Below are 25530 nucleotides of genomic sequence, written 5' to 3'. Positions count from 1 at the left end.
CTCCATCAGGCATGCCCGGGGCTTTCCCGCCCAGGGGGAGAGGTATCTCTATCGATCGGTCGCGGGTCAGACGGCAAGCCGCGTCCTGACGGACGAGGCAGAGCCTCGCCCGGTGAAGGGCGCGAACGCCGGTCCTGGCGGACCTCGCTGGATTTTTCTGGCTCCGGGCGCTCCCGTGCTTCCAGGGGCGTCTCGGACGGGTTTCAGCTCCCGGTCTTGACTCGGCTCCAGACCCGGGTACGGATTCTCTCGACCTTCAGTGGCAGGGTTTCCAGCGGGAAGAGGGTCGCCATGGTTTCCTTGCTCAGGTAAACCGCCGGGTTTTCCCGCAGCTTCCGCTCCACCAGCGGCAGCGCCGCCTGGTTGCCATTCGGATAGCCCACGTAGTTGGAGGTCCTGGCGATGACCTCCGGACGCAGCAGGTAGTCGATCAGCGCATAACCCTGCTGCGGATGCGGTGCATCCTTGAGCAGCACCATGTTCTCGGCCCAGACCAGCGAGCCTTCCCGGGGAATGCTGTAGGCGATATGGCGACCGTTCCCGGCCTGTTCGTTGTTGACCTGGGCCATGTAGGCCGTGCCCTGCCAGCCGACCACCACGCAGACGTTGCCGTTGGAGAGGTCGGTGTCGACTCTGGAGGAGTCGAAATAGCGAATGTAGGGGCGAACCTTCAGCAACAGTTCCTGGGCTTTCTGGTAATCCTCGGGATTCTGGCTGTTGTGCGGCAGGCCCAGGTAGTTGAGGGCGATGGACACCAGCTCGGTGGAGGAGTCCAGCGTGGCCACGCCGCACTGGCTGAGGCGGGAGATATTCTCCTCCTTGAAGACCAGGTCCCAGGAGTCGACCGGCGCGTCGGGGCCGAGCAGCTTGCGGACCTTGTCCACGTCGTAGGCGATCCCGGTGGTTCCCCAGAGATAAGGTACGGCATAGCGATTGCCGGGATCGTTGGCCTGGAGCTTCCCGAGGATGTCCGCGTCGAGGTTCTTCCAGTGGGGGAGCCGATCGCGGTCGAGTTCCTGGAGGACGCCTGCCTTGATCAGTCCGGGCAGGATGTTGGAGGTGATCACCACCACGTCGTAGCCGGAGCGGCCGACCATCAGTTTGCCCTGCGCGGTCTCGGCGCTGTCGAAGGTGTCGAGGACGACACGGGTGCCGGTTTCCTTCTGGAAAGCCTTGGGCGTTTCCGGGGCGATGAAGTCATACCAGTTGTAAAGATGGACGCTGGTTTGCGCAGCCCATGCACTGTCCGCCGCTGTCGCACCGATCGTCGTCAGGATCGATAACGCCAGTGCACAAACTTTTTTCATTGGATTTCCTTTCCGAAACGAAACAAGTTGGATTTTGCACCTACCAGAACTGGTAGTTCTGACCTGTGGCTATCTTCGAAGGCATCGATATTATGCACATTGGAACTCTTCATGACATAACGCCGAGTGACTAATCCCAGAGGAGTAGTTGTGTGGATATCGCATTGCACGGCGGCGCCTGGCACGAGTCACTGGGAAAGTTGCTCGAAGCGCTGGACCGGCCGTTCTTCTGGCGGATCCTGGCGCAGACCCTCGGCCAGTTCGCCCCCGTCGACAACTGGGCGGCCCTGATATTCAGCGACTCCAGCCCCTTGATTCTTTCCTTCATGGAAGAGGAGATAGAAGAAATCGAGCCGGACCCGCTGATCAGTCGATATATAACCGGACTCTATCTGCAAGATCCTTTCTACCAGGTATCCAGAAACTGTCGGCGCGGCGGGCTTTTTCATCTTGCGGATATCGTCTCCGAAGATTTCGAAACGACCGAGTATTACAATGCGTACTTTGCGCATTATGTGGTGACGGACGAAGTTCAATATAACGTCCCGCTGGATGGTGAAAGAACCCTATGCCTGTCGTTGGGCAGCGAGAGCCGCTTCGGTGCCGAGCAGATCGCGCTGTTCGAGCTGCTTCGCCCGTGGGTCATCGCGCTGATGAAAAAACGCATCCACTTCGAGGATGCGGTCAGGGAGGAGGCGAAACCGATCGCAGCGGCGGAGGTGGAAGTCCAGCCCTGGAGAGGGTTGATATCGCCGCTGACCGCGCGGGAGTCGGATGTCATCCGGCTGATGCTGGATGGATACTCGAACAAGGAAATAGCGGATCGGCTGACGCTGTCGATCGCCACCATCAAGGTGCATCGCCGGCATATCTACGCGAAGCTGAACGTGAAGTCCCACTCCGAGATATTCGCGCTATTGATCAACCCGCCCGCGCCGCGGCTCGCCGACGCACGCTAGTGCGCCGCCTGCGGAGGAACCCGGGTGCATAAGGTTATGCGAAATTCATATTGCCCGACGCTGAAAAAGCCGGCGTCGGATTGCACTCATGGGCGAATTCCATCCAGGACGATTCGACCATGCCCGATGTACGTCTTTCCTCTCGTTCGTTGACCCCCGTGCTCTGTGCGGTGGGGCTCGCCTGCGCGCTGCAGGGCGAGGTGCAGGCCGCCGACGGTGGGCCGCGCGACGCGGCCACGGCGCCTCGGGTATTCGACATAGCGCCCGGCGAACTGGCCGAGGTGTTGTTGAACATCGTGCGCCAGGGACACGTGCCTATCGCCTTCGACCAGCGCCTGGTGGCGGGGTTGCGCGGACCGGATATCCGCGGCCGGCTCAGTGTCGAGGACGCCTTGCGGCGTGCCCTGGCCGGCAGCGGGCTGGCATACGCGCAGGACGAAAGCGGTGCCTTCGTCCTGCGCGGCGGACAGGCGCCTGTGCAGGAGACGCGAGGTGCGGCGGCGGCACCGACCTTGTCCACCGTGGTGGTCACCGGCACGCGCAAGAGCGATGTGAAGGCGCAGGACAGCCTGAGCCCGATCGACGTGGTCAGCGCTACCCAGCTACGTAGCAGCGGCGCGGTCGACCTGCGCGATGCACTGGTCAAACTGCTGCCCTCGCTGACCCGCCAGGCCCAGCCGTTCAACGCCTCGGCGTTGACCCACACGCAGTCGCTGCGCGGGCTGAGCCCCAACCATGTGCTGGTGCTGGTGAACGGCAAGCGTCGCCACGAAACGGCCAATCTCAATATCAGCGGGGGGCTGGAGAAGGGCTCCACCGGCGTCGATCTGGACACCATCCCGATCAACGCCATCGAGCGGGTCGAGGTGCTGCGCGACGGTGCTTCGGCACAGTATGGTTCGGACGCCATCGCCGGGGTGATCAACGTCATCCTCAAGTCCGCCGACCACGGCGGGTCGGCGGCCGCTGACGTCGGGCAGACCGGCGACGGCGACGGCTTCACCCATGGCGGCGGGGGGAACATCGGACTGGCCTTCGGCGATAGCGGCTTCGTCAACCTCACCGCCGAATATCGCGAGCAGGAGCGCACGATGCGCAGCGGCATCGATGAGCGCACCGGTCGGCGCGACAACATTTCCATGGGCGATCCCGCGTTCCACCGGCAATCGTTGGCGCTCAACTCCGGTTTCGGGTTGGGCGACGATATCGAGGTGTACGGCTTCGGCACCTATACTCGGCGCAAGGCCTCCTCGGCGGCCAACTATCGCCTGGCTTCGGTGGCGCCGACGCTGTATCCGGACGGCTTCACGCCGCGCCCGAACAGCGACGAGGACGACTATGCGTTCCTCGCCGGGGTGCGCGGCGAGCGTCTGCTGGATGCCTGGCACTGGGACCTGAGCAGTGGCTACGGCGCCGACCGTCCCGATATCGGCATGACCCAGTCGGTGAACGCGGCGATCTATCGTGAAACCGGCAACAGCCCGAGAAGCTTCGACCTGGCGCGCTACCGCAACAGCCAATGGACCAGCAACCTGGACCTGGGGCGGGAATTCCAACTGGATTTCCTCGCTGCTCCGCTGGCGTTGTCGCTGGGTGCGGAATACCGGCGGGAAAGCTACCGCATCGACGCCGGCGACCCGGCGTCCTACTACAGCGGCGGGGCGGAATCCCTGGCTGGCCTCTCGCCGCTCAGCGAGGGGCAATGGTCGCGGCACGCCTGGGCGTCCTACCTGGACCTGGGTACCTCCCTGACCCCAGCCTGGGAGGTCGACTTGGCGGTGCGCCACGAGAAATTCAGCGACTTCGGCAGCACCACCAACGGCAAGTTCGCCACCCGTTACCAGTTCGATCCGCGGGTGGCGCTGCGCGCCAGCGTAAGCAGCGGGTTCCGCGCGCCGTCCCTGGTCCAGGAGCACTACACCGGCCTCAGCGTCGGTCCGACCATCGCCCTCGGCCTGCTGGCGGCCAACTCGCCGGCAGCGAAGATGCTCGGCGCCGACGAACTGCAACCGGAGAAGTCGACCAGCTTCAACCTTGGCCTGGTACTCAACCCTTGGGAAAACGTCGGGCTGAACATCGACGCCTACCAGATCAGCATCCGCGACCGCATTGTCGACAGCGCCACCTATTCCGGCCAGGAAGCCATCGATGCCCTAGCTGCGGCGGGGATCTCGTTGCCGGCCAGCGCCAGTACGGTCAGTACCCATTACCTGGCCAACGGTGCCGACACCCGCACCCGCGGTGTCGACATCACCGGTCACTACCTCGTCGCGCTTGGCGAGTACGGGCAGGTCGACTGGGAACTGTCGGCCAACTTCAACCGCACCACCTTGCGCAAGAACCATCGAGGCGCCAACGGCGAGCCGCTGCTCAATGCCCAGCAGGTCGCCTGGATCACCAGCTCCACCCCGCGCAGCCAGGTTTCCCTCGGCGGCACCTGGAGCCGCCAGGACTGGGAGGTCAGCCTGCGCCTGACGCGCTACGGCCGGACCAGCTCGGAACTCGACTACACGGTAGGGCCGGACGCCTGGTCGACGGAGAAATTCAACCATTTCGTCAACGACCCGAAGTACATCACCGACATCGCCGCGCGCTACCGGCTCAGCGCCGACCTGACGCTGACCGCCGGCGCCGACAACCTGTTCGACGTCCGTCCGGACAAGCTGCCCGCGCAGAACACCACCTATGGCGACGTGCTGCGCTACGACACCTATGCCTCGCAGATCGGCTTCAACGGCGCCTTCTACTACCTGCGCGCGGCCTACCGCTTCTAGAGGGCCAGGCGTGGCGCAACGAGAATTTTCCGCGACCAGCGGCGGCGTGTTGCTGGCGTCGGTGGTGGCGATCATGCTCGGGCCCACCGGCATCCTGCTGAACACCTTCAGTCTGTTCATCGCACCGATGAGCGCCGAGTACGCCTGGGACCGCGCCGAGGTGTCGTTGCTGGTGACGCTGTTCGGACTGGCGGTCGCCATCACTAGCCCGCTCAAGGGCTGGCTGATCGACCGTTGGGGCGCGCGGCGGACAATGCTCGGGCTGACCGCGGCCCTGTCGCTGCCGCTGCTCGGCCTGGCGGCGGTGAATGCCGTCTGGCAACTCTACGCGCTGTTCCTGCTGATCGGCCTGCTGGCGCCAGGCAACCTGCCTTACGGACGTATCCTCGGACTCTGGTTCCGCCACCGCCTGGGCGTGGCCTACGGCCTGCTCGGCCTGGGCTTCGGGGTGGGCGGGCCGCTGGGCCTGCTGGTCGGCCACCAGAGCCTCGAAGCGTGGGGCTGGCGCGGCGCTTTCCTGGTCTACGGCGTGCTCGAACTGGGCCTGGCGCTGCCGCTGCTGGCCTGGCTGTTCCGCGAGCCAGCGCCGGGCGCTGGCGTGGCCGCCGGCACGGCCGTAGCGGAAACCGCGCTGAGCGGATCGACGGCGCCCCAGGCCTGGCGCAGCGCCAGTTTCTGGCTGGTGCTGGGCAACCAGGTGCTGGCGGTGTTCGTGATGTCCGGGATCATGACCCATGGTGTGCCGATGCTGGTGGAGCGCGGTTTGTCCCGGGGCGAGGCGGGCACCGCGCTGTCGGCGTTGTGGGTCGGCATGATGCTGTCGCAGCCGCTGATGGGCTGGCTTCTCGACCGCGTGGCGACGCCGCGGGTGGCGTTGCCCTTCGCCCTGGCGGCGGTGCTCGGCATGGCCTGGTTCCTGGTGGGCGACACACCGAGCGGTCTATGGCTGGCGGTGTTCCTGGTCGGCCTGGGCGGAGGAGGGGAAAGCGGCACCACCAAGTACCTGTTGATGCGCTACTTCGGCCTGCGCAGCTTCGGTGTGATCTACGGTTCGATCCAGCCGTTCACCTTCGCCCTGTCGATCAGTCTCGGCGCTTACCTGCTGGGCTGGCTGTACGACCGCGCCGAAGGCTACGGGACGGCCGAATGGGTGCTGCTCGCGGCTTTTTCCCTGGCTGCGTGCAGCCTGTTCGCCTTTCGCCCCTATCCGCAGAAATTGCCCTGAGGGGAATCATGCCGGCTAGCGTTCGCCCTGGCGCCGCGCGGTCTTGCCGGCGAGGCGGGCCTGGCGATAGTCGTTGGCGCACTGTCCCGTCCAGCGGCGGAAGGCGTGGCGAAAACTGGAGGTATCCATGTAGCCCAGCCTCTCGGCGACTTCCTCGATGCGCAGTCGCTCGTCCCGCAGCAGTTGGCGCGCCCTGTCGTGGCGGACCAGGTCGAGCACTTCCCGGTAGTTGGTGCCCTCGTCGGCGAGCCGTCGGCGCAGCGTCCGCTCGGTGACCTTCAACTGCCGGGCGACCCAGGCGATGCTCGGGTAGCGGTCCTGCAGCACCTCCAGCAGTGCCACGATGCGTTGGCGGTAGCCGCCCATCTCGCGGGTGACGCGGGTGTTGAAAGCCTTGCTGCCGAGCGCCAGCGAGGCCTGGAACACGGCGGAGTTGGCAGTGGCGATCTCGGCCTCGAGCAATTCCTCGGGGAGGGTGAAGGTGATGCCTTCGCCGGCGAAATACACCGGCACCCGGAAATACTCCTCGTATGCCCGCACGTCGCCGTTCCTTTCCGGGAGGCGCAGGCGGACCAGTTCCAGATCGCCCAGCAGCAGGTCGCGGAACACCGCGTAGGCGGCCGACGCCAGGACGTTGGCGTGGTACAACCGGGCCGACTGCGGCCAGTCCGGCTTGTCCTGCAGGTCGATATCCACATCCACGGTGTCGCAACTGGAACGTCTCACCGCGATCCCGCGGATGTCCTTGCGGAACAGCAGCATGTTGGTCTTGATCAGTTGCAAGGCTTCGCCCACGGTGCCGGCACTCTGCAGCGCCAGCCCGGCGACGCCATAGTCGGAAAGGCGGTAGTGCTCCCCCAGGCTCAGGCCTTCCAGGGGGGAGCGCCCGTTCAGCACGATCCACTCGTAGAGCGCTTCGCTGGGCAGGCGCGGCTCGGCAGCCGAACCCTGGCGCATGTCCGGAGGCGTGATGCGTTGCACGGCGAGGTAGTTGTTGAGTGGTCGCCACTCGAAATCGTACTGGATGTTTTCGGACGGGCTCATCGGTTACCTCTTGCACGCGATGCTATCGCCCTGAAGGCGTCAGGGCTTCGTTATTCCATGCGGATGTCGTTTCGGTTGATTTTCGTACGCTGGGCTTCCGGCAATCACTACCTTGCGTAAGGGGTTGACAGGAGCGGGGTCTGCGTATAGCCGCGCCTCCGCGACGCCGTGCCGATCGGTCGTGCATGCTCGCCGTGGCCCGGCCGAACGCTGCCGTCCCGGCCACTCTCGCCGGGGTGGCTGCGCCTGGATGATCGTCGTGGGCGATGGTGGCGCGGGCCGATCGCCGTGAGCTTCAAGCGCCATCGCCGTTTGCCGGCGCTCGGGAGGCTGCTGGCCAAGGAAAACCGTAGCGCCGCGGCGGGCGGCTGCTAGCGGGGATTTCCGGCCACGCGTGCCGTGCCCGGGCCACGCTTGCCTTCCCGGCGCGCCGGACTTCCGGTGGCCTGGAGGACAGGAAAAGCGAGCGGCGAGGTGTCGGCGAGCAGGGTCAACTCGATCTTCTGATAGGGTCGGTGGGCTGTCCGGGGCGGCTAGGATGGACATTTTCATCGTCTCGGGCAGGCCTGTCGCGACCGCGCGAAGTCGCGACGGATGCCGCTGCTAAGGAGCAACGGATGACCGTTCTTATCCAGGGGGCCGGGATCGCCGGCCTGGCGCTGGCGCGCGAATTCACCAAGTCAGGCATCGACTGGCTGCTGGTCGAGCGGGCCAGCGAGATCAGGCCCATCGGTACCGGTATCACCCTGGCGAGCAATGCGTTGACGGCGTTGTCCAGCACCCTGGATCTCGACCGGCTGTTCCGCCGTGGCATGCCGTTGGCCGGCATCAACGTATACGCCCACGACGGTTCGATGCTGATGTCGATGCCTTCCAGTCTGGGTGGGAGTTCCCGCGGCGGCCTGGCGTTGCAGCGCCACGAGCTGCATGCGGCGCTACTGGAGGGGCTGGATGAGTCGCGCATTCGGGTCGGGGTCTCCATCGTGCAGATCCTCGACGGACTCGACCACGAACGCGTGACCCTGAGCGACGGCACTGTCCACGACTGTTCGCTGGTGGTCGGTGCGGATGGCATTCGTTCGAGCGTGCGACGTTATGTCTGGCCGGAGGCGACCTTGCGTCATTCCGGCGAAACCTGCTGGCGCCTGGTCGTTCCCCATCGGCTGGAGGACGCCGAGCTGGCGGGAGAGGTCTGGGGGCACGGCAAGCGCCTCGGCTTCATCCAGATCAGCCCGCGCGAGATGTATGTCTACGCGACCCTGAAGGTGCGCCGGGAGGAGCCCGAGGACGAGGAGGGCTTCGTCACCCCGCAACGGCTGGCCGCCCACTACGCGGACTTCGACGGCATCGGCGCGAGCATCGCCCGGCTCATACCGAGCGCCACCACGCTGGTGCACAACGACCTTGAGGAGTTGGCCGGCGCCTCCTGGTGCCGCGGACGGGTAGTGCTGATCGGTGACGCCGCACACGCCATGACGCCGAACCTGGGGCAGGGCGCGGCCATGGCCCTGGAGGACGCCTTCTTGCTGGCGCGCCTGTGGTGCCTGGCGCCGCGCGCCGAGACGCTGATCCTGTTCCAGCAGCAACGCGAGGCGCGGATCGAGTTCATCAGGAAGCAATCCTGGATCGTCGGCCGCCTTGGTCAATGGGAATCGCCTTGGAGCGTCTGGCTGAGGAATACCCTCGTTCGCCTGGTGCCGAATGCCAGTCGCAGGCGCCTCCACCAGCGTCTTTTCACCGGTGTCGGTGAGATGGCCGCGCAGTAGCCGCCGGTGCCAGTGGCGTCTTGGTCGCCTGTTTTCGACTTCGGCGATGGTCGCTATGGAGACGTCCCGGGCGACCAGGGCGCTTGCGCTTTACCAGGCCCGGCGTCGCTGGGCTCTCCACAGGTTCGCCGGTTTTTGCTGCGATCCGGTCTGCCGCTCGCAGGGGGCTGGCGGTATACTTCGCAGCGCCCGTTCGATGTCGTCGAATGATGTTTCCATGACGCTTGATTTATGACGCCTTTGCGCCAAGCTAGGTCATGGGATGGCTTTCTGTTAAGGTTGCCGAAATCTCCTGGGGGCCCGTGTGGGCGGTTGTCTGCTAATGCGCGACGAGGTGCAGCGTGATTAAGGTGCTGGTGGTCGACGACCACGATCTGGTACGCACCGGTATTACCCGCATGCTGGCCGACATCGAAGGCTTGCAAGTGGTCGGCCAGGCCGACTGCGGTGAAGACTGTCTGAAACTGGCCCGCGAGCTGAAGCCGGATGTCGTCCTGATGGACGTGAAGATGCCCGGTATCGGCGGCCTGGAGGCGACCCGCAAGCTGCTGCGCAGCCAGCCCGACATCAAGGTCGTGGTAGTCACCGTCTGCGAAGAGGATCCGTTCCCCACCCGCCTCATGCAGGCCGGCGCCGCCGGCTACATGACCAAGGGCGCGGGGCTGGAGGAAATGGTCCAGGCGATTCGCCAGGTCTTCGCCGGCCAGCGCTATATCAGCCCGCAGATCGCCCAGCAACTGGCGCTGAAGTCCTTCCAGCCGCAGCAGCACGATTCCCCCTTCGATTCGCTGTCCGAGCGCGAGATCCAGATCGCCCTGATGATCGCCAACTGCCACAAGGTGCAGAGCATCTCCGACAAGCTGTGCCTGTCGCCGAAGACCGTGAATACCTATCGCTACCGCATCTTCGAGAAGCTCTCGATCACCAGCGACGTGGAACTGGCGCTGCTCGCCGTCCGCCACGGCATGGTCGATGCCGCCAGCTAGATGAGCGCCGTTTTCGACGCGAGCGCTTTCCTCGCTACCTGCAGCAATCGTCCGGGCGTCTACCGCATGTTCGATGCGGACGCCAAGCTTCTCTACGTGGGCAAGGCGAAGAGCCTGAAGAAGCGCCTGGCCAGCTATTTCCGCAAGTCCGGCCTGGCGCCGAAGACCGCTGCGCTGGTGGCGCGCATCGCCCAGGTGGAAACCACCATCACCGCCAATGAAACCGAGGCGTTGCTGCTGGAGCAGACGCTGATCAAGGAGTGGCGGCCGCCCTACAACATCCTGCTGCGGGACGACAAGTCCTATCCCTTCGTGTTCCTCTCCAGCGAGGATGAGTATCCGCGGCTGTCCCTGCACCGCGGCGCGAAGAAGCGCAAGGGGCGTTACTTCGGTCCTTATCCGAGCGCGGGAGCGATCCGCGAGAGCCTCAACCTGCTGCAGAAGGCGTTTCTCGTCCGTCAGTGCGAGGACAGCTATTTCCGCAACCGTACGCGGCCCTGCCTGCAATACCAGATCAAGCGCTGCAAGGGGCCCTGCGTGGGACTGGTCAGTCCTGAGGAGTACGCCGAGGACGTGCGCCACTCGGTGATGTTCCTCGAAGGAAGGAGCAACGCGCTGGCCGACGAGCTGAACGTCGGCATGGAGCAGGCGGCGATGCGCCTGGACTTCGAGAAGGCGGCGGAGTTGCGCGACCAGGTGGCGATCCTGCGGCGGGTCCAGGACCAGCAGAGCATGGAAGGTGGCAACGGCGACGTCGACATCGTCGCCGCCATCGTCACCCCTGGCGGCGCTTGCGTACACCTGATCAGCGTACGCGGCGGGCGGGTGCTGGGCAGCAAGAACTTCTTCCCGCAGGTCGCGATCGAGGAGGAGGTGGGCGAAGTGCTGCTGGCGTTCCTTGGCCAGTACTATCTCAGCCACCAGGAGCGCGACCTGCCGGCGGAGTTGATCGTCAACGTGACGCACGAGGATTTCCCGGTGCTGGTTTCGGCGATCGCCGAAGCGCGAGGCCGCGAACTGGAGATCAGCTACCGGGTGCGTGGTACCCGCGCCCGCTGGCAGCAACTGGCGGTGACCAACGCCGAACAGGCTCTGGGCGCACGCCTGGCCAACCGCCAGCATGTGGCGGCACGCTTCGAAGCCCTTGCCGAGGCGCTCGACCTGGCGGAGCCGCCGCAACGCCTGGAGTGCTTCGATATCAGTCACTCCAGCGGCGAGGCCACCGTGGCTTCCTGCGTGGTGTTCGGCCCGGAAGGGCCGCTGAAGTCGGACTATCGCCGCTACAACATCGAAGGCGTCACGGCCGGCGACGACTACGCGGCCATGCACCAGGCGCTGACCCGCCGCTTCAGTCGCCTGAAGGACGGCGAGGGGAAGATGCCCGACATTCTCCTGGTGGATGGCGGCAAGGGGCAATTGGCCATGGCCCAGGAGGTGCTCCAGGAACTGGCGGTCGCCGGTCTGATCCTGCTCGGCGTGGCCAAGGGCGTGACCCGCAAGCCGGGGCTGGAAACCCTCTACCTGAACGATGCCTCCCACGAGTTCACCCTGCCGGCCGATTCGCCGGCGCTGCACCTGATCCAGCAGATACGTGACGAAGCGCACCGTTTCGCCATCACCGGCCACCGTGCGCGGCGCGGCAAGGCACGGCGGACGTCGACGCTGGAGGACGTCCCTGGCGTCGGCCCGAAACGTCGGCGCGACCTGCTCAAGTATTTCGGCGGGTTGCAGGAATTGTCGCGGGCGAGTATCGATGAACTGGCCAAAGCCCCCGGTATCAGTAAAAAGCTTGCCGAGCAGATTTATGCCGTCCTGCACAGCGAGTAGAATGCCGGCTCACCTCGCAGCCTAGATGGTCCGATGAATATCCCCAATCTGCTCACGTTACTGCGCGTCCTGCTCATTCCGATCTTCATTCTGCTGTTCTATCTGCCGACGTCCTGGAGCTACCTGACCGCCAGTGCCGTGTTCGCCCTGGCCGCCGCCACCGACTGGCTGGACGGCTACCTCGCCCGGCGCCTCGGCCAGAGCACGCCGTTCGGCGCCTTCCTCGACCCGGTCGCGGACAAGCTGATGGTGGCGGTTGCGCTGGTCCTGCTGGTGGAAGAGCACGCCAACCTGTGGCTGACCCTGCCGGCGGTGATCATCATCGGCCGCGAGATCGTGGTTTCCGCCTTGCGTGAGTGGATGGCCGAACTGGGGGCGAGGGCTCAGGTGGCGGTGTCCAACCTGGGCAAGTGGAAGACCGCGGCGCAGATGCTGGCGCTGGTCATTCTCCTGGCGAATCCGCCGCTGATGACCTTCTGGGTGATTCTCGGCTACGTGCTGCTGATCATCTCTGCGGCGCTGACCCTGTGGTCCATGGTGCACTACCTGCTGGCCGCGTGGCCGCATCTGTCGACCACCCCGAAAGAGAAATAAACTTTTTTGAATCAAGGAGTTGACACGGCGCCGCGATGCTATAGAATGGCGCCCGTCACCAAGACGATGCGGGAATAGCTCAGTTGGTAGAGCACGACCTTGCCAAGGTCGGGGTCGCGAGTTCGAGTCTCGTTTCCCGCTCCAGATATAGATCCACAGGCTTGCCTGTAGGTCATTGAAAAAAGGGCCTTAGGGCCCTTTTTTCGTTTCGGCGGGTTCCATCGGCCCGGCATCGGCCAGCATCTTCTAGTCCATTCTTTAGTGCATCAGTGCTGGGCGGCGGCTACAGATCGTCTATCCCTTGATCCGCGCAATAGAGCATTGAGCATGGTGCGTTGCCATTCGGCATTCGAAGGGCACCGGCAAGGTCCATATAGTCTTGGTCATCGATGGCCTTTCCCTGGCTGTTTCGCCCGAGGATGGCAAGAGCCGGCATTTCCCCTATCGCTGGAAGGACAAGCAAAAGGCGCTTGGTCGGGCAGCTATCCTGAAGTCGCTCTCAAAGATGCTCGCAGCCGATGCGTCGTGTCCGCGAATTGATCGCATGCGCTCGGCTCTTGCGAGCAACGGACACAGGAGTGCCGGGAAGCCCGGTGTGTGGAAGGGGCGCCTTCTCGAAGATACATCTACCGAGTCATCGGAATGCCCTGTCGCATCGACGACCCGGCATTGGGTCGGTTCCCGCGATTTGACCCGTTCATGCGGTCGATGAGTTACGCGCAGAGCGAGCCCCCTTATCTCTAGGTATTCAACTTAGGCGGAGCCGACGGGGAGGCGCTCATTCCGGAAGCTGGTGGGCATCGGCGTCGCCTCCGCAGTGTGGGCCGGGTTCGGTTCGCTTCGGCCGACCGGTTCTGCTGGGTTAGTTGTACTCCAGGATGTAGGTCAAAATGGAGTCAGCTTTACCCGCGGTGATTTTTCCGCCAGTGGCGACATAGCGAGCCGATCCCACAAAGCGGTACATCTCCGTCCCAGCACCGCTGGCCAGCCAGTCCAGGGGCAGGGCCTTGGCTTGGGTGAATGGCAATGCCGCTCCTTTACTGGACATCAACGAAATGCCGACTCCTTGGGCTACACCGGCTTCTCCTCTGCCTGTGAGGTTCAACAGGCCATCCTGGATCGAGTTTCCTTCAAAGTAGACCTTCACAGGAGGTTTGATGCTCGGATTGAGCCCTTCGCACACAACATCCAGTGAAAAGCCATGATCTGGCACAGCCCCTCTTTTGATGTCATACGCCGTTGGGCGCCCCATGTTGACATCAATGGTCGACTTTTGTGTGCTGCACGTGGTGAAGAAAGCGTTATGTTCAAGCGTTGCGCGAAGGTTATATCCCTCTATGGTGAATTCAGCCCTGGATGGATTTGTGTAGTTGGTATCGATGAAAAAATTGGTTGAGTAGTTAAAAGGGGTGATGTCTCCCTTTCCTACCCCCATTGCGGTTCGGATGAAATCAACTACGAGAACAGTGGGCATATAGCGCATGGTGCCGATGTTGCCCGTGGGGTAGGTGGCGGGAGCTGCTGTCGGTTCGGTCCAGTTATAGCGTGCTCGGTGTCCAATTCTGATACCGACCCCTGGCACTCCAGACTCATAGAGGCCATTTCCATCTATTGGAATGAGGGTCGTTTTGGGAGCTGTAAAACCGAATTGTCCGGGCTTTCCGTCACTTCCGCACCACGCCCAGCCACCTAGAGTTTCTCCTGAGCCGACTTGCACGGTCATTGTTCCCATCGATTTACCGATCGGTGCGTGCTTCAAGGTGAAAACGGATTGGAGGCTCTGTATCGGCAGGGGGGTCTTGGTAGGTAGTTCAGGCTTGCCGCAATAGGCCACCGAGGAGAGCGACCAAAGGCATCCAGCGGTCGATATACCAATGCAGAAGAGTAGCTTGACGTGTGCGGGGGCTGGCTTTTTCACGGGAACCCTTGAACTCGTAGGTTGATTTGCTCACGCTGATTATTCCATCCCTGGTCTTTCAACTGAGACAGGACCGGTCCGGGGGGCTTGTATGAAATTTCTTAACTTTCTGATTGGAAGTAATGCTGGAATCTGATCCTCTCAACCAGCCATAACACTTGAGGTTGCGCAGGTCTCTGGCGGGAATGCTTGCCAGGCGTAGTGCCTCGCATCCTGTCGGCGGATTCATCGCAAGGCGGTCTTCCTGCGATGCTATGGGGCAGGAGCTGCGGCCGCAGGATGAAGCGTTCGTGGAGCGGCTTCGGGAAAAGCCGTGGCGCGGAAGGCTGGGAAAGGAACTCATGGGAAGGGCCACGCAATGGCTGCCTGGCGTTCCTCGACTGTGCCTGCCTGTCCTGTCTCGAAGACTAGTCCTTAATTCACTCCATCGATCCGAGGTGAGTGCAAGGCTCTCCTTTGGAGTCAGTATCATGGAGGCTCGTTTCCCGCTCCAGGATATCGATATGCAGATTTCACCAAGTTCTGCAGAACCTCGAAAAGGATCGAGAGGCCCTTTTTTCGTATCAGCGTAAAAACACCGGCAGCCGCTCGTTTCCGCCACGGCTGTCTGGGAAAAATACCCGTTCACCTGCTAACATGGCGACATCGGTGCCGATGTGTCCGCAGGCTCTGGGGCGCGGATGCCATGCCCTCTATCCGGCCGGAGAACTTTGCCATCGAAGACTCGACATGCTGACAAGGTCGTTGCTGTCCGCGGTCTTTTGCCTGTTGCCGATCATCCTGCAGCCGCTGCCCGTCGCGGCCGAATCCATCCTGCTCGATGGTCGTATGACGACAACGACGCGCCCCTGGCTCGACAAACGAGCCAGGCAGTGGCTGGATGCCCGGGCGCCGCTGACGATAGGCGTGGTTTCTCCCGACTATCCGCCGCTATCCATCTTCTATGCAGGTTCCTACAAGGGCTTCACGGCCGATTACCTGGCCCTGGTGTTCGAGCGGCCGTTGCGCGTCAGGGACTTTCCGTCGCGGCAGGCGGCAATCGCTGCGTTGTCGCGGGGAGAGATCGATCTGCTCGGTGTCGGTAGCGAGGTCGAGGCCCGGCAACACGGATTGCTGGCATCCGCTGCGTATCTTTCCGACCGGCCGGTACTGGTGTCTTCCAGCGGCGCCCCGTTCGATTCGCAGGCGGAGTCCTGGCTGGCCACGGTCAAGGGTTATCTTCCCGCCGAACGTATCAAGGCCGCCTATCCGCACAGCAAGGTCATCTGGTTCGACTCGCCGCAGCTTGCCCTGGAAGCGCTGAGCATGGGGGACGTCGATGGCGTGCTGGGTGACGCCGTCTCTGCGCACTATCTCATCCAGACCCATTACCTGCTGAACTTGCGTATCGAGAACTTCGCGCCCATCGACAGCCAGGGTTTCCGTTTCCTGCTCCGGCCGGGGGATGAGCCTCTGCTCGCGGTCCTCGATCGAGCCCTGCCGCGTATCAATGGGCGCTACGGCGACGAACTGTTGCGCAGTTGGAGCGCCGGGCGGCGCCTGCGTTTCGACGAGCCCAGGGTGACGCTTGCGCCGGCGGAACAGCGTTGGCTCTCCACGCATCCGGTCGTGCCGGTGGTGATCAACCATTCCCTTGGCGCGCTCGGGCAACTGGATAGCGAGGGGCGGCTGAGCGGTATCGGGCGTGACTATCTGGACCTGATCGGCAAGCGCAGCGGCCTGCAGTTTTCCTTCAGCGGAGCCCGAAACTTCGTCGAGGCGAAACGTCGACTGGATGTGGGCGAGGCGTTGGTTACGCCGACCATGCCCTCGACGGAGCGTCTCGATTCCGGCCTCGAGGTCCTGACTCCCTACCTGCGTAGCACCACGGTGCTGATGAGCGCCAGCCGGGGCGGCCGGGGCGAACGGCTGGAGCGTGTCCATGGCCTCGCGGATCTCGACGGCAAGCGATTGGCCACGACGGTTGGCTATTTCCTCAACGACACCATTCGGCGCGATCACCCTGAGATCAAGCTCCAGGTCTATCCGACCTTTCTCGCCGCGATGCAAAGCGTCGATGCCGGACAGAGCGAGGCTTCTATCAGCAGCGATTATACCGGTCGCTATCTGTCCGCCCAGCATTTCGACAACCGGATCCAGGTCGTCGGTATCCTCGATGATCTCTCCATTCCGATCAGCATCGGTGTGGCGAGGAACCAGCCCGAGCTGCAGGGCATCCTGGAGAAGGCGCAGCTGGCGATCGCTCCGGAAGAAGTGGCGGAAATCCTCCACCGCTGGGAGCCTCGCTTCGCCAAGGGAGGGACGGACTTCTGGCGCGATCACCGGAGCAAGATTCTGCAGATCGGCGGATTGTTCGGCGTACTGATTTCCATCTCTCTCATCTGGGGTTTCTACCTGATGCGCCAGGTGCGCAAGACCCGCCAGGCAGAAGAGCAAGCCGACGCTGCCAACCGTGCCAAGAGCGTGTTTCTTTCGACGATGAGTCACGAGATCCGCACGCCATTGAACGCGGTCATCGGCTTGCAGGAGCTGGTGCTGAAAAAGGGCGAGAAGGGCGTGTTGGATCTCGATTCGCTGAGCATCGCCCAGGAAGCTGCCCAGGGGTTGCTGCTTCTGCTGGGCAATATTCTCGATTTGTCGCGGATCGAATCCGGTCGGTTCGATTCCGCTCCCGAACCAGTGCTTCCTGGCGAGTTGATCAGAGGGATCCTGCCGCTGGTTGGCGGGCTGACGCGGCAGAAGAATCTTTCCCTGGCACTGGAACTCGACGGGGATCTCGAGCAGTGGGTGCTGGTGGATCCCCTGCATTTCAAGCAGGTGTTGTTCAACTTGCTGGGCAACGCCATCAAGTTCACCGAGCGCGGTGGGGTAACGGTGCGGGCGGTGGGGCGGCGCGAGGCGGAGAGGCTTCATTTGCTGCTCGAGGTAAGCGACACCGGCCTCGGTATTTCGGAGGAGGACCAGGCCAGGCTGTTCCGGCCATTCTCGCAGGTCGGCTCGCCTGCGCTTGGCCAGGCGTCCGGCAGCGGCCTGGGGTTGTACATCAGCCGACGCCTGGTACACCTGATGGGCGGCCAGATCAGCCTGCGCAGCGAGCTGGGCAACGGCTCCTGCTTCTCGGTCGAGTTCGATCTTCCGCTGACCGAACCTCCGCCCAGCGAGTCGAGCGAAGCGCGTTCCGGAGTTGCCGAGGTCGAGGAGCGGAAAGAGGCAAGGGCGCTCTCGATATTGCTTGCGGAAGACCATCCGTTCAATCGGCTGACCCTGACCATGCAATTGGAAAGCCTTGGGCACCGGGTGACCTCCACGGAAGATGGCGAGGAAGCATTCGAACGTTGGCAGGGCGAAGACTTCGACGTCGTGATTACCGACGGCATGATGCCGCGGATGGATGGCTACGAGCTGGCGCGACGGATCCGCTCGCAAGAAGCCCTTGGCGGTCGGCGTCGCTGCTTGGTGATAGCGCTTACCGCCAGCGCCGAGAAGGATGCGCTGGAGCGTTGCCTGGCTGCCGGCATGGACCGGGTCCTGTTCAAGCCGACTACGCTCGATGAGCTCGCTCGGGCGCTGAACGGGGGAGAGCCGCTCATGCCTACGAGCGTCGATTCGCAATGAAAGTGCCCGACTGGTTGCCGTTTTGCGTGCCGCGAGCGGATGTATCGGGTAATCTCTCGCAGAAATGAACCAGCACTAGTGAAGCGAACGATGGGTTTTGAACAACTTGCCGAGCTGAGAGACCGTCTGCGCGCACAGGCGGCGCAGGCGAAACCGGCTCAAACCAAAAGCTCCGCGGGACGCGCGAAGAAACGTGAAGCCGTCGAGCCGGGAGTCGAGGCTATCTGGAGGCTGCAACGGCATTTCCCGCTGGCGTTTCCGAAAAGCCCCGCGGCCAAGGTTCCGCTCAAGCAGGGCATCCTCCAGGATGCGCAGCAGCACCTCGAGCTACTGGGAATCACCGCCGAACAACTGAAACAGGCCATCGCCACCTGGTGCCAGGGCAGCCGCTACTGGAGTTGCATGGTGGAAGATGCGCCGCGGCTGGATCTGCAAGGCCAGGTTGCCGGCAAGGTAACCGCCGAGCAGGCGGTGTATGCGCGGCGGCAGGCGTCTCGCCGGCAGCGCGAGCAGATGCGCGAGAAGCGCGCCAAGCGTGCCCAGGCAGGTAGCGAAGCGCCGGCCGCCACGGAGGCGCCAACGCCTGAAGCGCCCGCAACCGAAGCGAGTCCCGAGGCGAACTGATCGCCGGGGCAGGGCGCGTCGGATCCTGGCGCGCTCCTCGGTTGCCGGTCGCCGCGGGGCCCATTTCGCGGACGTCTGGGCCCGTTTCTCCCGGCTTGTGCTACGCAATAGCCTGATCTGCAAAGTTTTTTTCGTAGAGCGCTTGCCAAGCCCGGCGAATCCGTCCATAATTGCGTCCATTCCAGCGATGGGTGAGCTAAAAATCTTTTGAAATCAAAGGGTTATAAGTTCAAAATCGCACCAGGAAAGAGATTTCAGCGATATGCCAAACGCATGTCGCTTCGCTCAAAGGCTGAGTAGCAGAGTGGTTATGCACCGGATTGCAAATCCGTGAACGCCGGTTCGATTCCGACCTCAGCCTCCAACAGGAAAGCCCCGTAGCTCAGTGAGTTACGGGGCTTTTTTCTTTCCTGTCCGGTATTGCTGAAGCAAGTTCCTTGGGGTGTCCCCATAACGCTTTCATACTTTTACGGCCTCGCAACCGCCTCCCTCTCCCGATAAGCCGCTCCGTAATTACTACTTTCCCGGAGTGTCCGAGGAGTACCCCAGCACCTGTCACGTTTTCGGCCGTTGCCTGCAATTCGGCCCCGTGCGCGGCTTTTATCTGGACGCAAGATCCGGTCTGGGTCGGTCATCGGCTGGTCGTCATCGAACATGACCAGCCGAGCCGGTCTGTCCCGCCGCCTGCCTTCCGGGCCTTTATCGATCAACCGTTGTGGCGACCGCGAGCGGAAGGCGCTTGGCGGAGGGCCCGTTTCATCTTGCCTTGCGTTTCAAGGAAACCGGCAGGCCCCAGGTCAGGTCTTCCATGCCTGCTTCGCCGAGTATCTCGGTTTTCATCGGCTGGATCCGCGCGAGCACCTGGCGGCCCGTTTCATCAAGCCTTGGCTGCTCGCGATCGATGAACCTTTTCGTCAGCTCCATGGGCGCTGGCCTCATGAAGACCTGGAGATCCTGCAAGGCGCACTTGATGTTTTGCGTGTCCACGGCCTTGCAGGTCTTCCTGTCATAGCTCACGGCCGGGGTCTTCAAGTGGAACCGATCGCTGAGCAGGATCTGCCCAGGCTGAATGGTGAAGGACAGCGGGGCATAGGCGTCGGGTATCTGCGCTTGCAGCTTGATGGAGGGGACATCCTCGATCTTCGTGCCTTCGGCCCAACCGGCATCCGAGACCATTTCCCGCTGGCTGTATTGCTGCTCGGTCCAGCCCACGCATTGGCCGGAGGCCATGTGCACGGCGCTGCAGACATTCTGTGTGTAGGTTTTGTCTGCATAGGAGGCGTCGCGCCAGTAGTTCTCCTTCACGAACCGGCGATACAGCACGGCGGACAGGTTCACCGAACCAAGTGGGCTGGCAGCCGGCTGCCCCTTTGGCGCCTTGATCTGGGCAAGGGTGCTGTCGATCTTGTAGTCGATCCCTCCGGACAGCAGGTAGGTTCCCGGCGGGACGATGTTGACCTCGAGGAAGTCCCACAGATAGACGGCTTCCTTGATCTTCTCCAGGTCGTTGTTGGCAAAGGCCTGCATGTAGGCGATCCCGGGCACGTCCTTGTTCTTGAATATGACCCGATGCGAGTAGCTGGAGAGGTCCGTCACGCTCTTGTTGGGCATGAGCGCCGGTACCAGCACCACGGACATGCCTTCGCGGGTAGCCTCATCGATCATGTTCAGGAGCTGGTTGGTGGGGTTCTGCTGGGAGCCGCCGAGTCCGGCGTTGCCTAGGGAGGCGCAGGCTGATAACAGGCTTGCCGGGAGCAGAATCGCGAAGGGGCTCAGGCGCCGAGCGATGGTTTTCATGAGATATCCTTATCTATATGGGCCAATGACTTAAGGCGAGTGCGGGAAGAATCCTAATCTACTCCTTGCGGATCCCCAAGGAGAGTTCGTCCCGCGCGTAGGAAGGAGCGTTTGAGTCGAGCGCGTCACAGCCTGTTGCTGCAATCATGGGTACTCACATGCGTGCGAATGCTGGCGAGCCAGTGCGTACCGCGTTCGTGATGGCTCGCTGCGGGTAGAGTTCGTGCCGGTCATCGAGGGCTGGCGCGTGGGGGCGCAATGAAGACGCGCATCCCGGCTCTTCTGGCGATTCGTGAGTGCGGATCAAATCTGTTTTACCGCAGTACGACTTTTTCCGTTTCCTGCGCCTATCTAACCTGCCGCTCTCTTCAACCCGGGATCGGCAGGCATCTCCGCTGCGGTTCCAGCATGTACGGAACACCATGAAAAACATTCTCCTGCTCAACGGCGGAAAGCGTTTCGCTCATTCCGACGGTCGCCTCAACCAGGCCCTGCACGAAACCGCCCTGGCCCATCTGGACCGCCGTGGCTTCGACCTGCGCCAGACCTTCATCGACGGCGGTTATGACATCCCGGCGGAGGTGGACAAGTTCCTCTGGGCCGACGTGGTGATCTACCAGATGCCCGGCTGGTGGATGGGCGCGCCATGGACAGTGAAGCGCTACATCGACGAAGTCTTCACGGCCGGTCATGGCAGCCTCTATGCCAACGACGGCCGTACCCGCTCCGACAGCACGCAGAAATATGGCAGCGGCGGTCTGGTGCAGGGCAAGCGCTACATGATCTCGGCGACCTGGAATGCACCACGGCAGGCGTTCGACGATCCGAGCGACTTCTTCGAAGGGAAAGGCGTGGATGCGGTGTACTTCCCCTTCCACAAGGCCAACCAGTTCCTCGGCATGTCCGGCCTGCCGACGTTCCTCGCGGTGGATGTGATGAAGCGCCCGGACGTCCCGGCTGCCGTCGCTGCCTACCAGGCGCACCTGGACAGGGTGTTCGGGCGCGCCGGCTGAGTTCGACGGCGGGCCTCGTGTCGCTTCGCTGGATGGAGTGCGGATCGAAATCCAGTCTCTCGGGACGAGGCCTAACGGTCACGGATCCGCTATCCGGGCTTTTGTCGGCCACGACCCGCGAGTGATCCGAAATTCGATTTTTCCATCGATCCGTCGAATTAGATTTCATCGGGGACGGGGAGGAAAGGATGCTTTGCACGAATATTCGAATGGGCGCATCGTAAAATGAGCGCGCTTCGACCGCGTCGAAGCCACCCCCGACAACGTTGCCGGCAGGTCGCTCATCGACTTCCGACGCCTGCCGCCGAATTCAGGAGATTCACATGTGTCCTTGCCCTCACTCCCAGGCCCAGGGAGAAACGGACGGAGAGGCTGAGTGGCATAACGCCGCCCTGGACTTCACCCATGCGATGAGCTACGGCGATTACCTGAAGCTGGACAAGGTCCTGGACGCCCAGTTCCCGCTTTCGCCCGACCACAACGAAATGCTGTTCATCATCCAGCACCAGACCTCGGAGCTATGGATGAAGCTGATGCTCCACGAACTGCGGGCCGCCCGGGAGCACGTCAAGTCAGGCAAGCTCGGTCCGGCGCTGAAAATGCTCGCCAGGGTCTCGCGGATCTTCGACCAGCTGGTACACGCCTGGGCGGTGCTGGCCACCATGACGCCGACCGAGTACAACACCATCCGCCCATACCTGGGCCAGTCTTCCGGTTTCCAGTCCTACCAGTACCGCGAGATCGAATTCATCCTCGGCAACAAGAACGCCACCCTGCTCAAGCCCCATGCTCACCGCGCCGAGCTGCTGGCAGCCTTGGAGCAGGCCCTGCATACGCCGTCGCTATACGACGAAGCGATCCGCCTGATGGCCGCCCAGGGGCTGCCGGTAAGCCAGGAGCGGCTCGTCCGGGACGCGGCGGCCGGCACCTGTTACGAGGCCTCGGTGGAGGCGGCGTGGCGACAGGTCTACCAGGCGCCGGAGCGCTACTGGGACCTGTATCAGTTGGCGGAAAAACTGATCGACCTGGAGGATTCGTTCCGCCAGTGGCGCTTCCGTCACGTGACCACGGTGGAGCGCATCATCGGTTTCAAACCCGGCACGGGCGGAACCGAGGGAGTGGGGTATCTGCGCAGCATGCTCGATACCATCCTCTTCCCCGAACTGTGGCGGCTCCGTTCCAACCTGTAGTACCGGATGAGGCGCAGCATCCGCCTGCGCCTCAGTCGTTGCCGGCGCCTCCCGCCGCCCACTCTTGCCGCAAAAGCCCCATGAGAACGACATTCCAGCGTTCCCGGCCGACCCGGGTGGCGGAGCGGCGCAAGCCTTCTTCGCGGAACCCCGCGCGTCGATAGAGATGACGGGCGGCAGCGTTCCAGTCGTACACGTTCAATTCAACGCGCTCGATGTCGGCGTCGGCGAAAGCCTCGGCGAGCAGCGCCTCCAGCATCGGTAGCCCCAGGCCCTGGCCGCGTGCGTTTGGCGCCAGGGCTATGCGAGCCAGGCGGACGACGCCGTTGCGGCGGTCGAACAGCAACTGGCAATGGCCGATGACCTGGCCATCCAGGCAAGCGCTCCAGAGCAGGCGCAGCGGCGGTTGTCGGCGGCTTTCCGCGAGGTCTTCATGCATCTGCTCGAGGCTCAGCGGATGCCGCAGGGCGGGGCCGGCCCATTGCACCAGCTCCTTTTCCGTGGCGAACCAGCGTTGCAGGGTGGGGAAGTGTTCCAGCTGGAACGGGACGAGTTGCAGGTCCGGGACGGAACCCGTGCCGGGTGTGGGCATGCGGAGTGCCTCGCTCAGGTCATCGGGGGGAGCCGGCGTTTAACCGGGGACTTCTTGACGATGGCGGTGTTGGTTTCCGCGTAGCCGTTGATCCTGTCCAGCAGCGTGTCGAGCTGTTCCATCGAACGGACCTGGAGGCGGGCGATGAAGCAGTCGTCACCGGTGACCTTGTCGCACTCGGTGAACTCGGCGATGTCCTGGATCTGTCGCTCGACCTCGTGCAGCTTGCCGGGCAGGGGGCGGATGCGCACGATCGCCTGGAACTGGTAGCCGAAACAGCGGGGGTCGACATCCAGGGTGTAGCCGCGGATCACGCCGCGTTCTTCCAGTTTGCGCAGGCGTTCGGCGACGCTCGGGGCCGATAGTCCGCTGACCTGGGCGAGGGCCTTGAGGGACAGTCGCGAGTCAGCCATGAGGGCGTTGATCAGGCGTTGGTCGATGTCGTCGGTCATGTCGGCCTCGAAAGTTTTTTTTCAAAATAGCCCTGATAAAAAAGGTCGTCACGGGTTTTTGCCTGAGTAATGCGATGGAGGGCTGGAAGACGGCTTTGGATAATCATAGGCCTGTCTTGCGGGAGAGCGCTCATGAACGATCCGATCCGTCGCGGTATGCTGGAAATGACTTCGGCCATGCTGATCTGCGGCACCATTGGCTGGCTGGTGCTGCTCTCCGGGCAGCCTGTGCTGGACGTGGTGTTCTGGCGCTGCGTATTCGGTTTCGCCGCCCTGCTGGTCGCCTGTGCCGCGCTGGGCTTCCTGCGCCGCGGCAGCCTGGGGCGCGAGGCGTTCCTGCTGGCGCTCCTCAGCGGGGTGTTCATCGTCGGCAACTGGGTGTTGCTGTTCGCATCCTACTCACGGGCTTCGATCGCCATCGGTACCGCGGTCTACAACGTCCAGCCGTTCATGCTGGTGGGGCTAGGCGCGGCGTTTCTCGGCGAGAAGGTCACGGCGCGCAAGCTGGGCTGGCTGGGGCTTTCGTTCGCCGGCATGCTGGCGATCGTCAGCGCCCACGGCGACAGCGACGCCCCGCGCGGGGACTACCTGTTCGGTATCCTCCTGGCGCTCGCTGCCGCGCTGCTGTATGCCTTTGCCGCGCTGATCGTGAAGCGCCTGCAAGGCACGCCGCCGCATCTTATCGCGTTGATCCAGGTGGGCACCGGCGTGCTGATGCTCGCACCGCTGGCGAACCTTGCCGAACTGCCCCGGGGCGTTGCTCCCTGGGCCAGCCTGGCGACCCTGGGAATCGTCCATACCGGGCTGATGTACGTGCTGCTCTACGGCGCCATTCAGAAATTGCCGACGGCGCTGACCGGTGCGTTGTCCTTCATCTATCCGGTCGCGGCGATCCTGGTGGACTGGCTGGTCTTCGAACATCGCCTGAGCCTGGCGCAGTGGCTTGGCGTGGCCGCCATCCTGCTTGCCGCGGCGGGCATGCAGCAGGGTTGGAGCGTGCGCCTGCCGGGGCCGGCAGTGCGGCGCGGCTGAGGCGGCGGGGAAAAGAAAAAGCCCCGCGACGGGGGCGGGGCTTTTCTACAGCGATCTCGGCCGATCAGTTGCCGAAGACCTTGAAGCGTTCGCTTTCGGCGATGAAGGCTTTCTCGCCCGCCGGGGCGGCGATGGCGCCGAAAGGCATCTGTGCGCGCAGCTTCCAGCTTTCCGGCAGGTTCCAGGTCTTGTGGGTCTGGGCATCTACCAACGGGTTGTAGTGCTGCAGGCTGGCGCCGACCTTGTGCTCGGCGAGGACGGTCCAGACCGCGAACTGAGCCATGCCGCTGGCCTGCTCCGACCACACCGGGAAGTTATCGGCGTAGAGGGCGAACTGCTCCTGAAGCTGGCGCACTACCGTCTGGTCTTCGAAGAACAGTACGGTGCCGGCACCGGCAGCGAAGGAGTTGAGCTTGGTTTCGGTGGCGGCGAAGGCGTCGGCGGGAACGATCTTCTTCAACTCGTCCTTGGCGATGTTCCAGAACTGCTCGTGCTCGGCGCCGAACAGCACGACCACCCGCGAGGTCTGCGAGTTGAATGCGGAAGGGCTGTGCGAGACGGCCTCCTTGACCAGTTCGACGACTTTCTCCTGGGAGATAGGCAGTTGCTTGTCCAGGGCGTAGATGGTGCGGCGGTTCTTGATGGAGGAGAGGAATGCGTCAGACATCGTGAGGCTCCTTGTTTGGAAGTTGGATTCGATATTAGCGACGGCCTCGATGAGATCAATGGGAAATAACCGGTGATTCCTATCGACTGATGCGATGGATGTCCTGTTTCCCCAGGAAAGCCGGGTATCAGCAGTCCAGCGAGGCCGA

At 63.1% G+C, this 25530-nt stretch carries 19 protein-coding genes and 2 tRNA genes; 14 read left to right on the top strand and 7 right to left on the bottom strand.

What is annotated here, in order from left to right:
- Window positions 1–203: 203 nt before the first annotated feature.
- On the bottom strand, window positions 204–1307 hold the full coding sequence (locus HMPREF2914_RS21680; RefSeq protein ID WP_003090368.1) for a polyamine ABC transporter substrate-binding protein: 1104 nt from the start codon (window positions 1305–1307) through the stop codon (window positions 204–206).
- A gap of 152 nt (window positions 1308–1459) precedes the next feature.
- On the opposite strand from HMPREF2914_RS21680, the gene vqsR reads away from it, so the two are divergent.
- The 3 genes from vqsR (at window position 1460) to HMPREF2914_RS21665 (ending at window position 6265) form a co-directional block, all read left to right on the top strand.
- Entirely contained in the window at window positions 1460–2266 is an 807-nt protein-coding gene (gene vqsR / locus HMPREF2914_RS21675) for a transcriptional regulator VqsR (protein WP_003130951.1), read from the top strand.
- Between the two features lie 119 nt (window positions 2267–2385).
- Window positions 2386–5040, top strand: coding sequence for a TonB-dependent receptor (locus HMPREF2914_RS21670; protein ID WP_023091686.1), 2655 nt, complete (start codon window positions 2386–2388; stop codon window positions 5038–5040).
- Between the two features lie 10 nt (window positions 5041–5050).
- The gene (locus tag HMPREF2914_RS21665) at window positions 5051–6265 is read left to right on the top strand and encodes an MFS transporter (protein WP_003130955.1); all 1215 of its coding nucleotides are present in this window, start codon (window positions 5051–5053) and stop codon (window positions 6263–6265) included.
- A gap of 15 nt (window positions 6266–6280) precedes the next feature.
- On the opposite strand, the gene HMPREF2914_RS21660 is transcribed toward HMPREF2914_RS21665, so the two are convergent.
- Entirely contained in the window at window positions 6281–7309 is a 1029-nt protein-coding gene (locus tag HMPREF2914_RS21660; RefSeq protein WP_023091687.1) for an AraC family transcriptional regulator, read from the bottom strand.
- 617 nt (window positions 7310–7926) lie between these two features.
- On the opposite strand from HMPREF2914_RS21660, the gene pqsH reads away from it, so the two are divergent.
- The 5 genes from pqsH to HMPREF2914_RS21635 all read left to right on the top strand — a co-directional run bounded on the left by pqsH (window position 7927) and on the right by HMPREF2914_RS21635 (window position 12626).
- A complete protein-coding gene (gene pqsH / locus HMPREF2914_RS21655) occupies window positions 7927–9075 on the top strand; it encodes a 2-heptyl-3-hydroxy-4(1H)-quinolone synthase (protein WP_023981040.1) in 1149 nt (382 codons plus the stop codon).
- A 341-nt stretch (window positions 9076–9416) separates the two neighbouring features.
- A complete protein-coding gene (gene uvrY, locus HMPREF2914_RS21650; protein WP_003090351.1) occupies window positions 9417–10061 on the top strand; it encodes a response regulator transcription factor GacA in 645 nt (214 codons plus the stop codon).
- Window positions 10062–11888: an excinuclease ABC subunit UvrC gene (uvrC, locus tag HMPREF2914_RS21645; RefSeq protein WP_003090350.1), complete on the top strand. Its 1827-nt coding sequence runs from the start codon at window positions 10062–10064 to the stop codon at window positions 11886–11888.
- A gap of 33 nt (window positions 11889–11921) precedes the next feature.
- A complete protein-coding gene (gene pgsA, locus HMPREF2914_RS21640; RefSeq protein WP_003090349.1) occupies window positions 11922–12482 on the top strand; it encodes a CDP-diacylglycerol--glycerol-3-phosphate 3-phosphatidyltransferase in 561 nt (186 codons plus the stop codon).
- 68 nt (window positions 12483–12550) lie between these two features.
- A tRNA-Gly gene (locus HMPREF2914_RS21635) sits at window positions 12551–12626 on the top strand.
- Between the two features lie 718 nt (window positions 12627–13344).
- Here HMPREF2914_RS21635 and HMPREF2914_RS21630 read toward each other — a convergent pair.
- Window positions 13345–14205 carry a fimbrial protein gene (locus HMPREF2914_RS21630; RefSeq protein WP_223819151.1) on the bottom strand — a complete coding sequence of 287 codons (861 nt, stop codon included), beginning with the start codon at window positions 14203–14205 and terminating at the stop codon, window positions 13345–13347.
- An 831-nt stretch (window positions 14206–15036) separates the two neighbouring features.
- On the opposite strand from HMPREF2914_RS21630, the gene HMPREF2914_RS21625 reads away from it, so the two are divergent.
- The 3 genes from HMPREF2914_RS21625 (at window position 15037) to HMPREF2914_RS21615 (ending at window position 19003) form a co-directional block, all read left to right on the top strand.
- Window positions 15037–18015: a response regulator gene (locus tag HMPREF2914_RS21625; protein WP_023875222.1), complete on the top strand. Its 2979-nt coding sequence runs from the start codon at window positions 15037–15039 to the stop codon at window positions 18013–18015.
- Window positions 18016–18105: 90 nt separating this feature from the next.
- Window positions 18106–18639 carry a ProQ/FINO family protein gene (locus HMPREF2914_RS21620; protein ID WP_003090076.1) on the top strand — a complete coding sequence of 178 codons (534 nt, stop codon included), beginning with the start codon at window positions 18106–18108 and terminating at the stop codon, window positions 18637–18639.
- Window positions 18640–18929: 290 nt separating this feature from the next.
- Window positions 18930–19003: transfer RNA gene (locus HMPREF2914_RS21615), tRNA-Cys, on the top strand.
- Between the two features lie 392 nt (window positions 19004–19395).
- Here HMPREF2914_RS21615 and HMPREF2914_RS21610 read toward each other — a convergent pair.
- Window positions 19396–20436 (bottom strand): hypothetical protein, encoded by a 1041-nt coding sequence (locus HMPREF2914_RS21610; protein ID WP_021264887.1) that lies wholly within the window; start codon window positions 20434–20436, stop codon window positions 19396–19398.
- Between the two features lie 422 nt (window positions 20437–20858).
- Between HMPREF2914_RS21610 and HMPREF2914_RS21605 the strand changes: the two genes are divergently transcribed.
- Both HMPREF2914_RS21605 and kynA read left to right on the top strand, forming a co-directional pair.
- Entirely contained in the window at window positions 20859–21449 is a 591-nt protein-coding gene (locus HMPREF2914_RS21605) for an NADPH:quinone oxidoreductase MdaB (RefSeq protein WP_023091690.1), read from the top strand.
- A gap of 323 nt (window positions 21450–21772) precedes the next feature.
- Window positions 21773–22639 carry a tryptophan 2,3-dioxygenase gene (gene kynA, locus HMPREF2914_RS21600; protein ID WP_003090069.1) on the top strand — a complete coding sequence of 289 codons (867 nt, stop codon included), beginning with the start codon at window positions 21773–21775 and terminating at the stop codon, window positions 22637–22639.
- A gap of 31 nt (window positions 22640–22670) precedes the next feature.
- On the opposite strand, the gene HMPREF2914_RS21595 is transcribed toward kynA, so the two are convergent.
- Complete coding sequence (locus HMPREF2914_RS21595; protein WP_003090067.1) at window positions 22671–23231, bottom strand: GNAT family N-acetyltransferase; 561 nt, start codon at window positions 23229–23231, stop codon at window positions 22671–22673.
- A gap of 14 nt (window positions 23232–23245) precedes the next feature.
- On the bottom strand, window positions 23246–23683 hold the full coding sequence (locus HMPREF2914_RS21590) for an Lrp/AsnC family transcriptional regulator (protein ID WP_003090065.1): 438 nt from the start codon (window positions 23681–23683) through the stop codon (window positions 23246–23248).
- 132 nt (window positions 23684–23815) lie between these two features.
- On the opposite strand from HMPREF2914_RS21590, the gene HMPREF2914_RS21585 reads away from it, so the two are divergent.
- Window positions 23816–24715 carry a DMT family transporter gene (locus HMPREF2914_RS21585; protein ID WP_023091691.1) on the top strand — a complete coding sequence of 300 codons (900 nt, stop codon included), beginning with the start codon at window positions 23816–23818 and terminating at the stop codon, window positions 24713–24715.
- Window positions 24716–24779: 64 nt separating this feature from the next.
- On the opposite strand, the gene HMPREF2914_RS21580 is transcribed toward HMPREF2914_RS21585, so the two are convergent.
- Window positions 24780–25382, bottom strand: coding sequence for a nitroreductase family protein (locus HMPREF2914_RS21580; RefSeq protein ID WP_003090061.1), 603 nt, complete (start codon window positions 25380–25382; stop codon window positions 24780–24782).
- Window positions 25383–25530: the final 148 nt, after the last annotated feature.

The organism is Pseudomonas sp. HMSC067G02, assembly GCF_001813485.1.
GTDB lineage: Bacteria > Pseudomonadota > Gammaproteobacteria > Pseudomonadales > Pseudomonadaceae > Pseudomonas > Pseudomonas aeruginosa.
This window is presented reverse-complemented; position numbering and strand designations above follow the sequence as displayed.

What these genes read in the sequence shown, in the direction of transcription:
- HMPREF2914_RS21680 (WP_003090368.1), bottom strand. Translation starts at nt 1,307, where the DNA reads ATGAAAAAAGTTTGTGCACTGGCGTTATCGATCCTGACGACGATCGGT.
- HMPREF2914_RS21670 (WP_023091686.1), top strand. Translation starts at nt 2,386, where the DNA reads ATGCCCGATGTACGTCTTTCCTCTCGTTCGTTGACCCCCGTGCTCTGT.
- HMPREF2914_RS21660 (WP_023091687.1), bottom strand. Translation starts at nt 7,309, where the DNA reads ATGAGCCCGTCCGAAAACATCCAGTACGATTTCGAGTGGCGACCACTC.
- pqsH (WP_023981040.1), top strand. Translation starts at nt 7,927, where the DNA reads ATGACCGTTCTTATCCAGGGGGCCGGGATCGCCGGCCTGGCGCTGGCG.
- uvrC (WP_003090350.1), top strand. Translation starts at nt 10,062, where the DNA reads ATGAGCGCCGTTTTCGACGCGAGCGCTTTCCTCGCTACCTGCAGCAAT.
- pgsA (WP_003090349.1), top strand. Translation starts at nt 11,922, where the DNA reads ATGAATATCCCCAATCTGCTCACGTTACTGCGCGTCCTGCTCATTCCG.
- HMPREF2914_RS21630 (WP_223819151.1), bottom strand. Translation starts at nt 14,205, where the DNA reads ATGACCGTGCAAGTCGGCTCAGGAGAAACTCTAGGTGGCTGGGCGTGG.
- HMPREF2914_RS21625 (WP_023875222.1), top strand. Translation starts at nt 15,037, where the DNA reads ATGGCGACATCGGTGCCGATGTGTCCGCAGGCTCTGGGGCGCGGATGC.
- HMPREF2914_RS21620 (WP_003090076.1), top strand. Translation starts at nt 18,106, where the DNA reads ATGGGTTTTGAACAACTTGCCGAGCTGAGAGACCGTCTGCGCGCACAG.
- HMPREF2914_RS21610 (WP_021264887.1), bottom strand. Translation starts at nt 20,436, where the DNA reads ATGAAAACCATCGCTCGGCGCCTGAGCCCCTTCGCGATTCTGCTCCCG.
- HMPREF2914_RS21605 (WP_023091690.1), top strand. Translation starts at nt 20,859, where the DNA reads ATGAAAAACATTCTCCTGCTCAACGGCGGAAAGCGTTTCGCTCATTCC.
- kynA (WP_003090069.1), top strand. Translation starts at nt 21,773, where the DNA reads ATGTGTCCTTGCCCTCACTCCCAGGCCCAGGGAGAAACGGACGGAGAG.
- HMPREF2914_RS21595 (WP_003090067.1), bottom strand. Translation starts at nt 23,231, where the DNA reads ATGCCCACACCCGGCACGGGTTCCGTCCCGGACCTGCAACTCGTCCCG.
- HMPREF2914_RS21590 (WP_003090065.1), bottom strand. Translation starts at nt 23,683, where the DNA reads ATGACCGACGACATCGACCAACGCCTGATCAACGCCCTCATGGCTGAC.
- HMPREF2914_RS21585 (WP_023091691.1), top strand. Translation starts at nt 23,816, where the DNA reads ATGAACGATCCGATCCGTCGCGGTATGCTGGAAATGACTTCGGCCATG.
- HMPREF2914_RS21580 (WP_003090061.1), bottom strand. Translation starts at nt 25,382, where the DNA reads ATGTCTGACGCATTCCTCTCCTCCATCAAGAACCGCCGCACCATCTAC.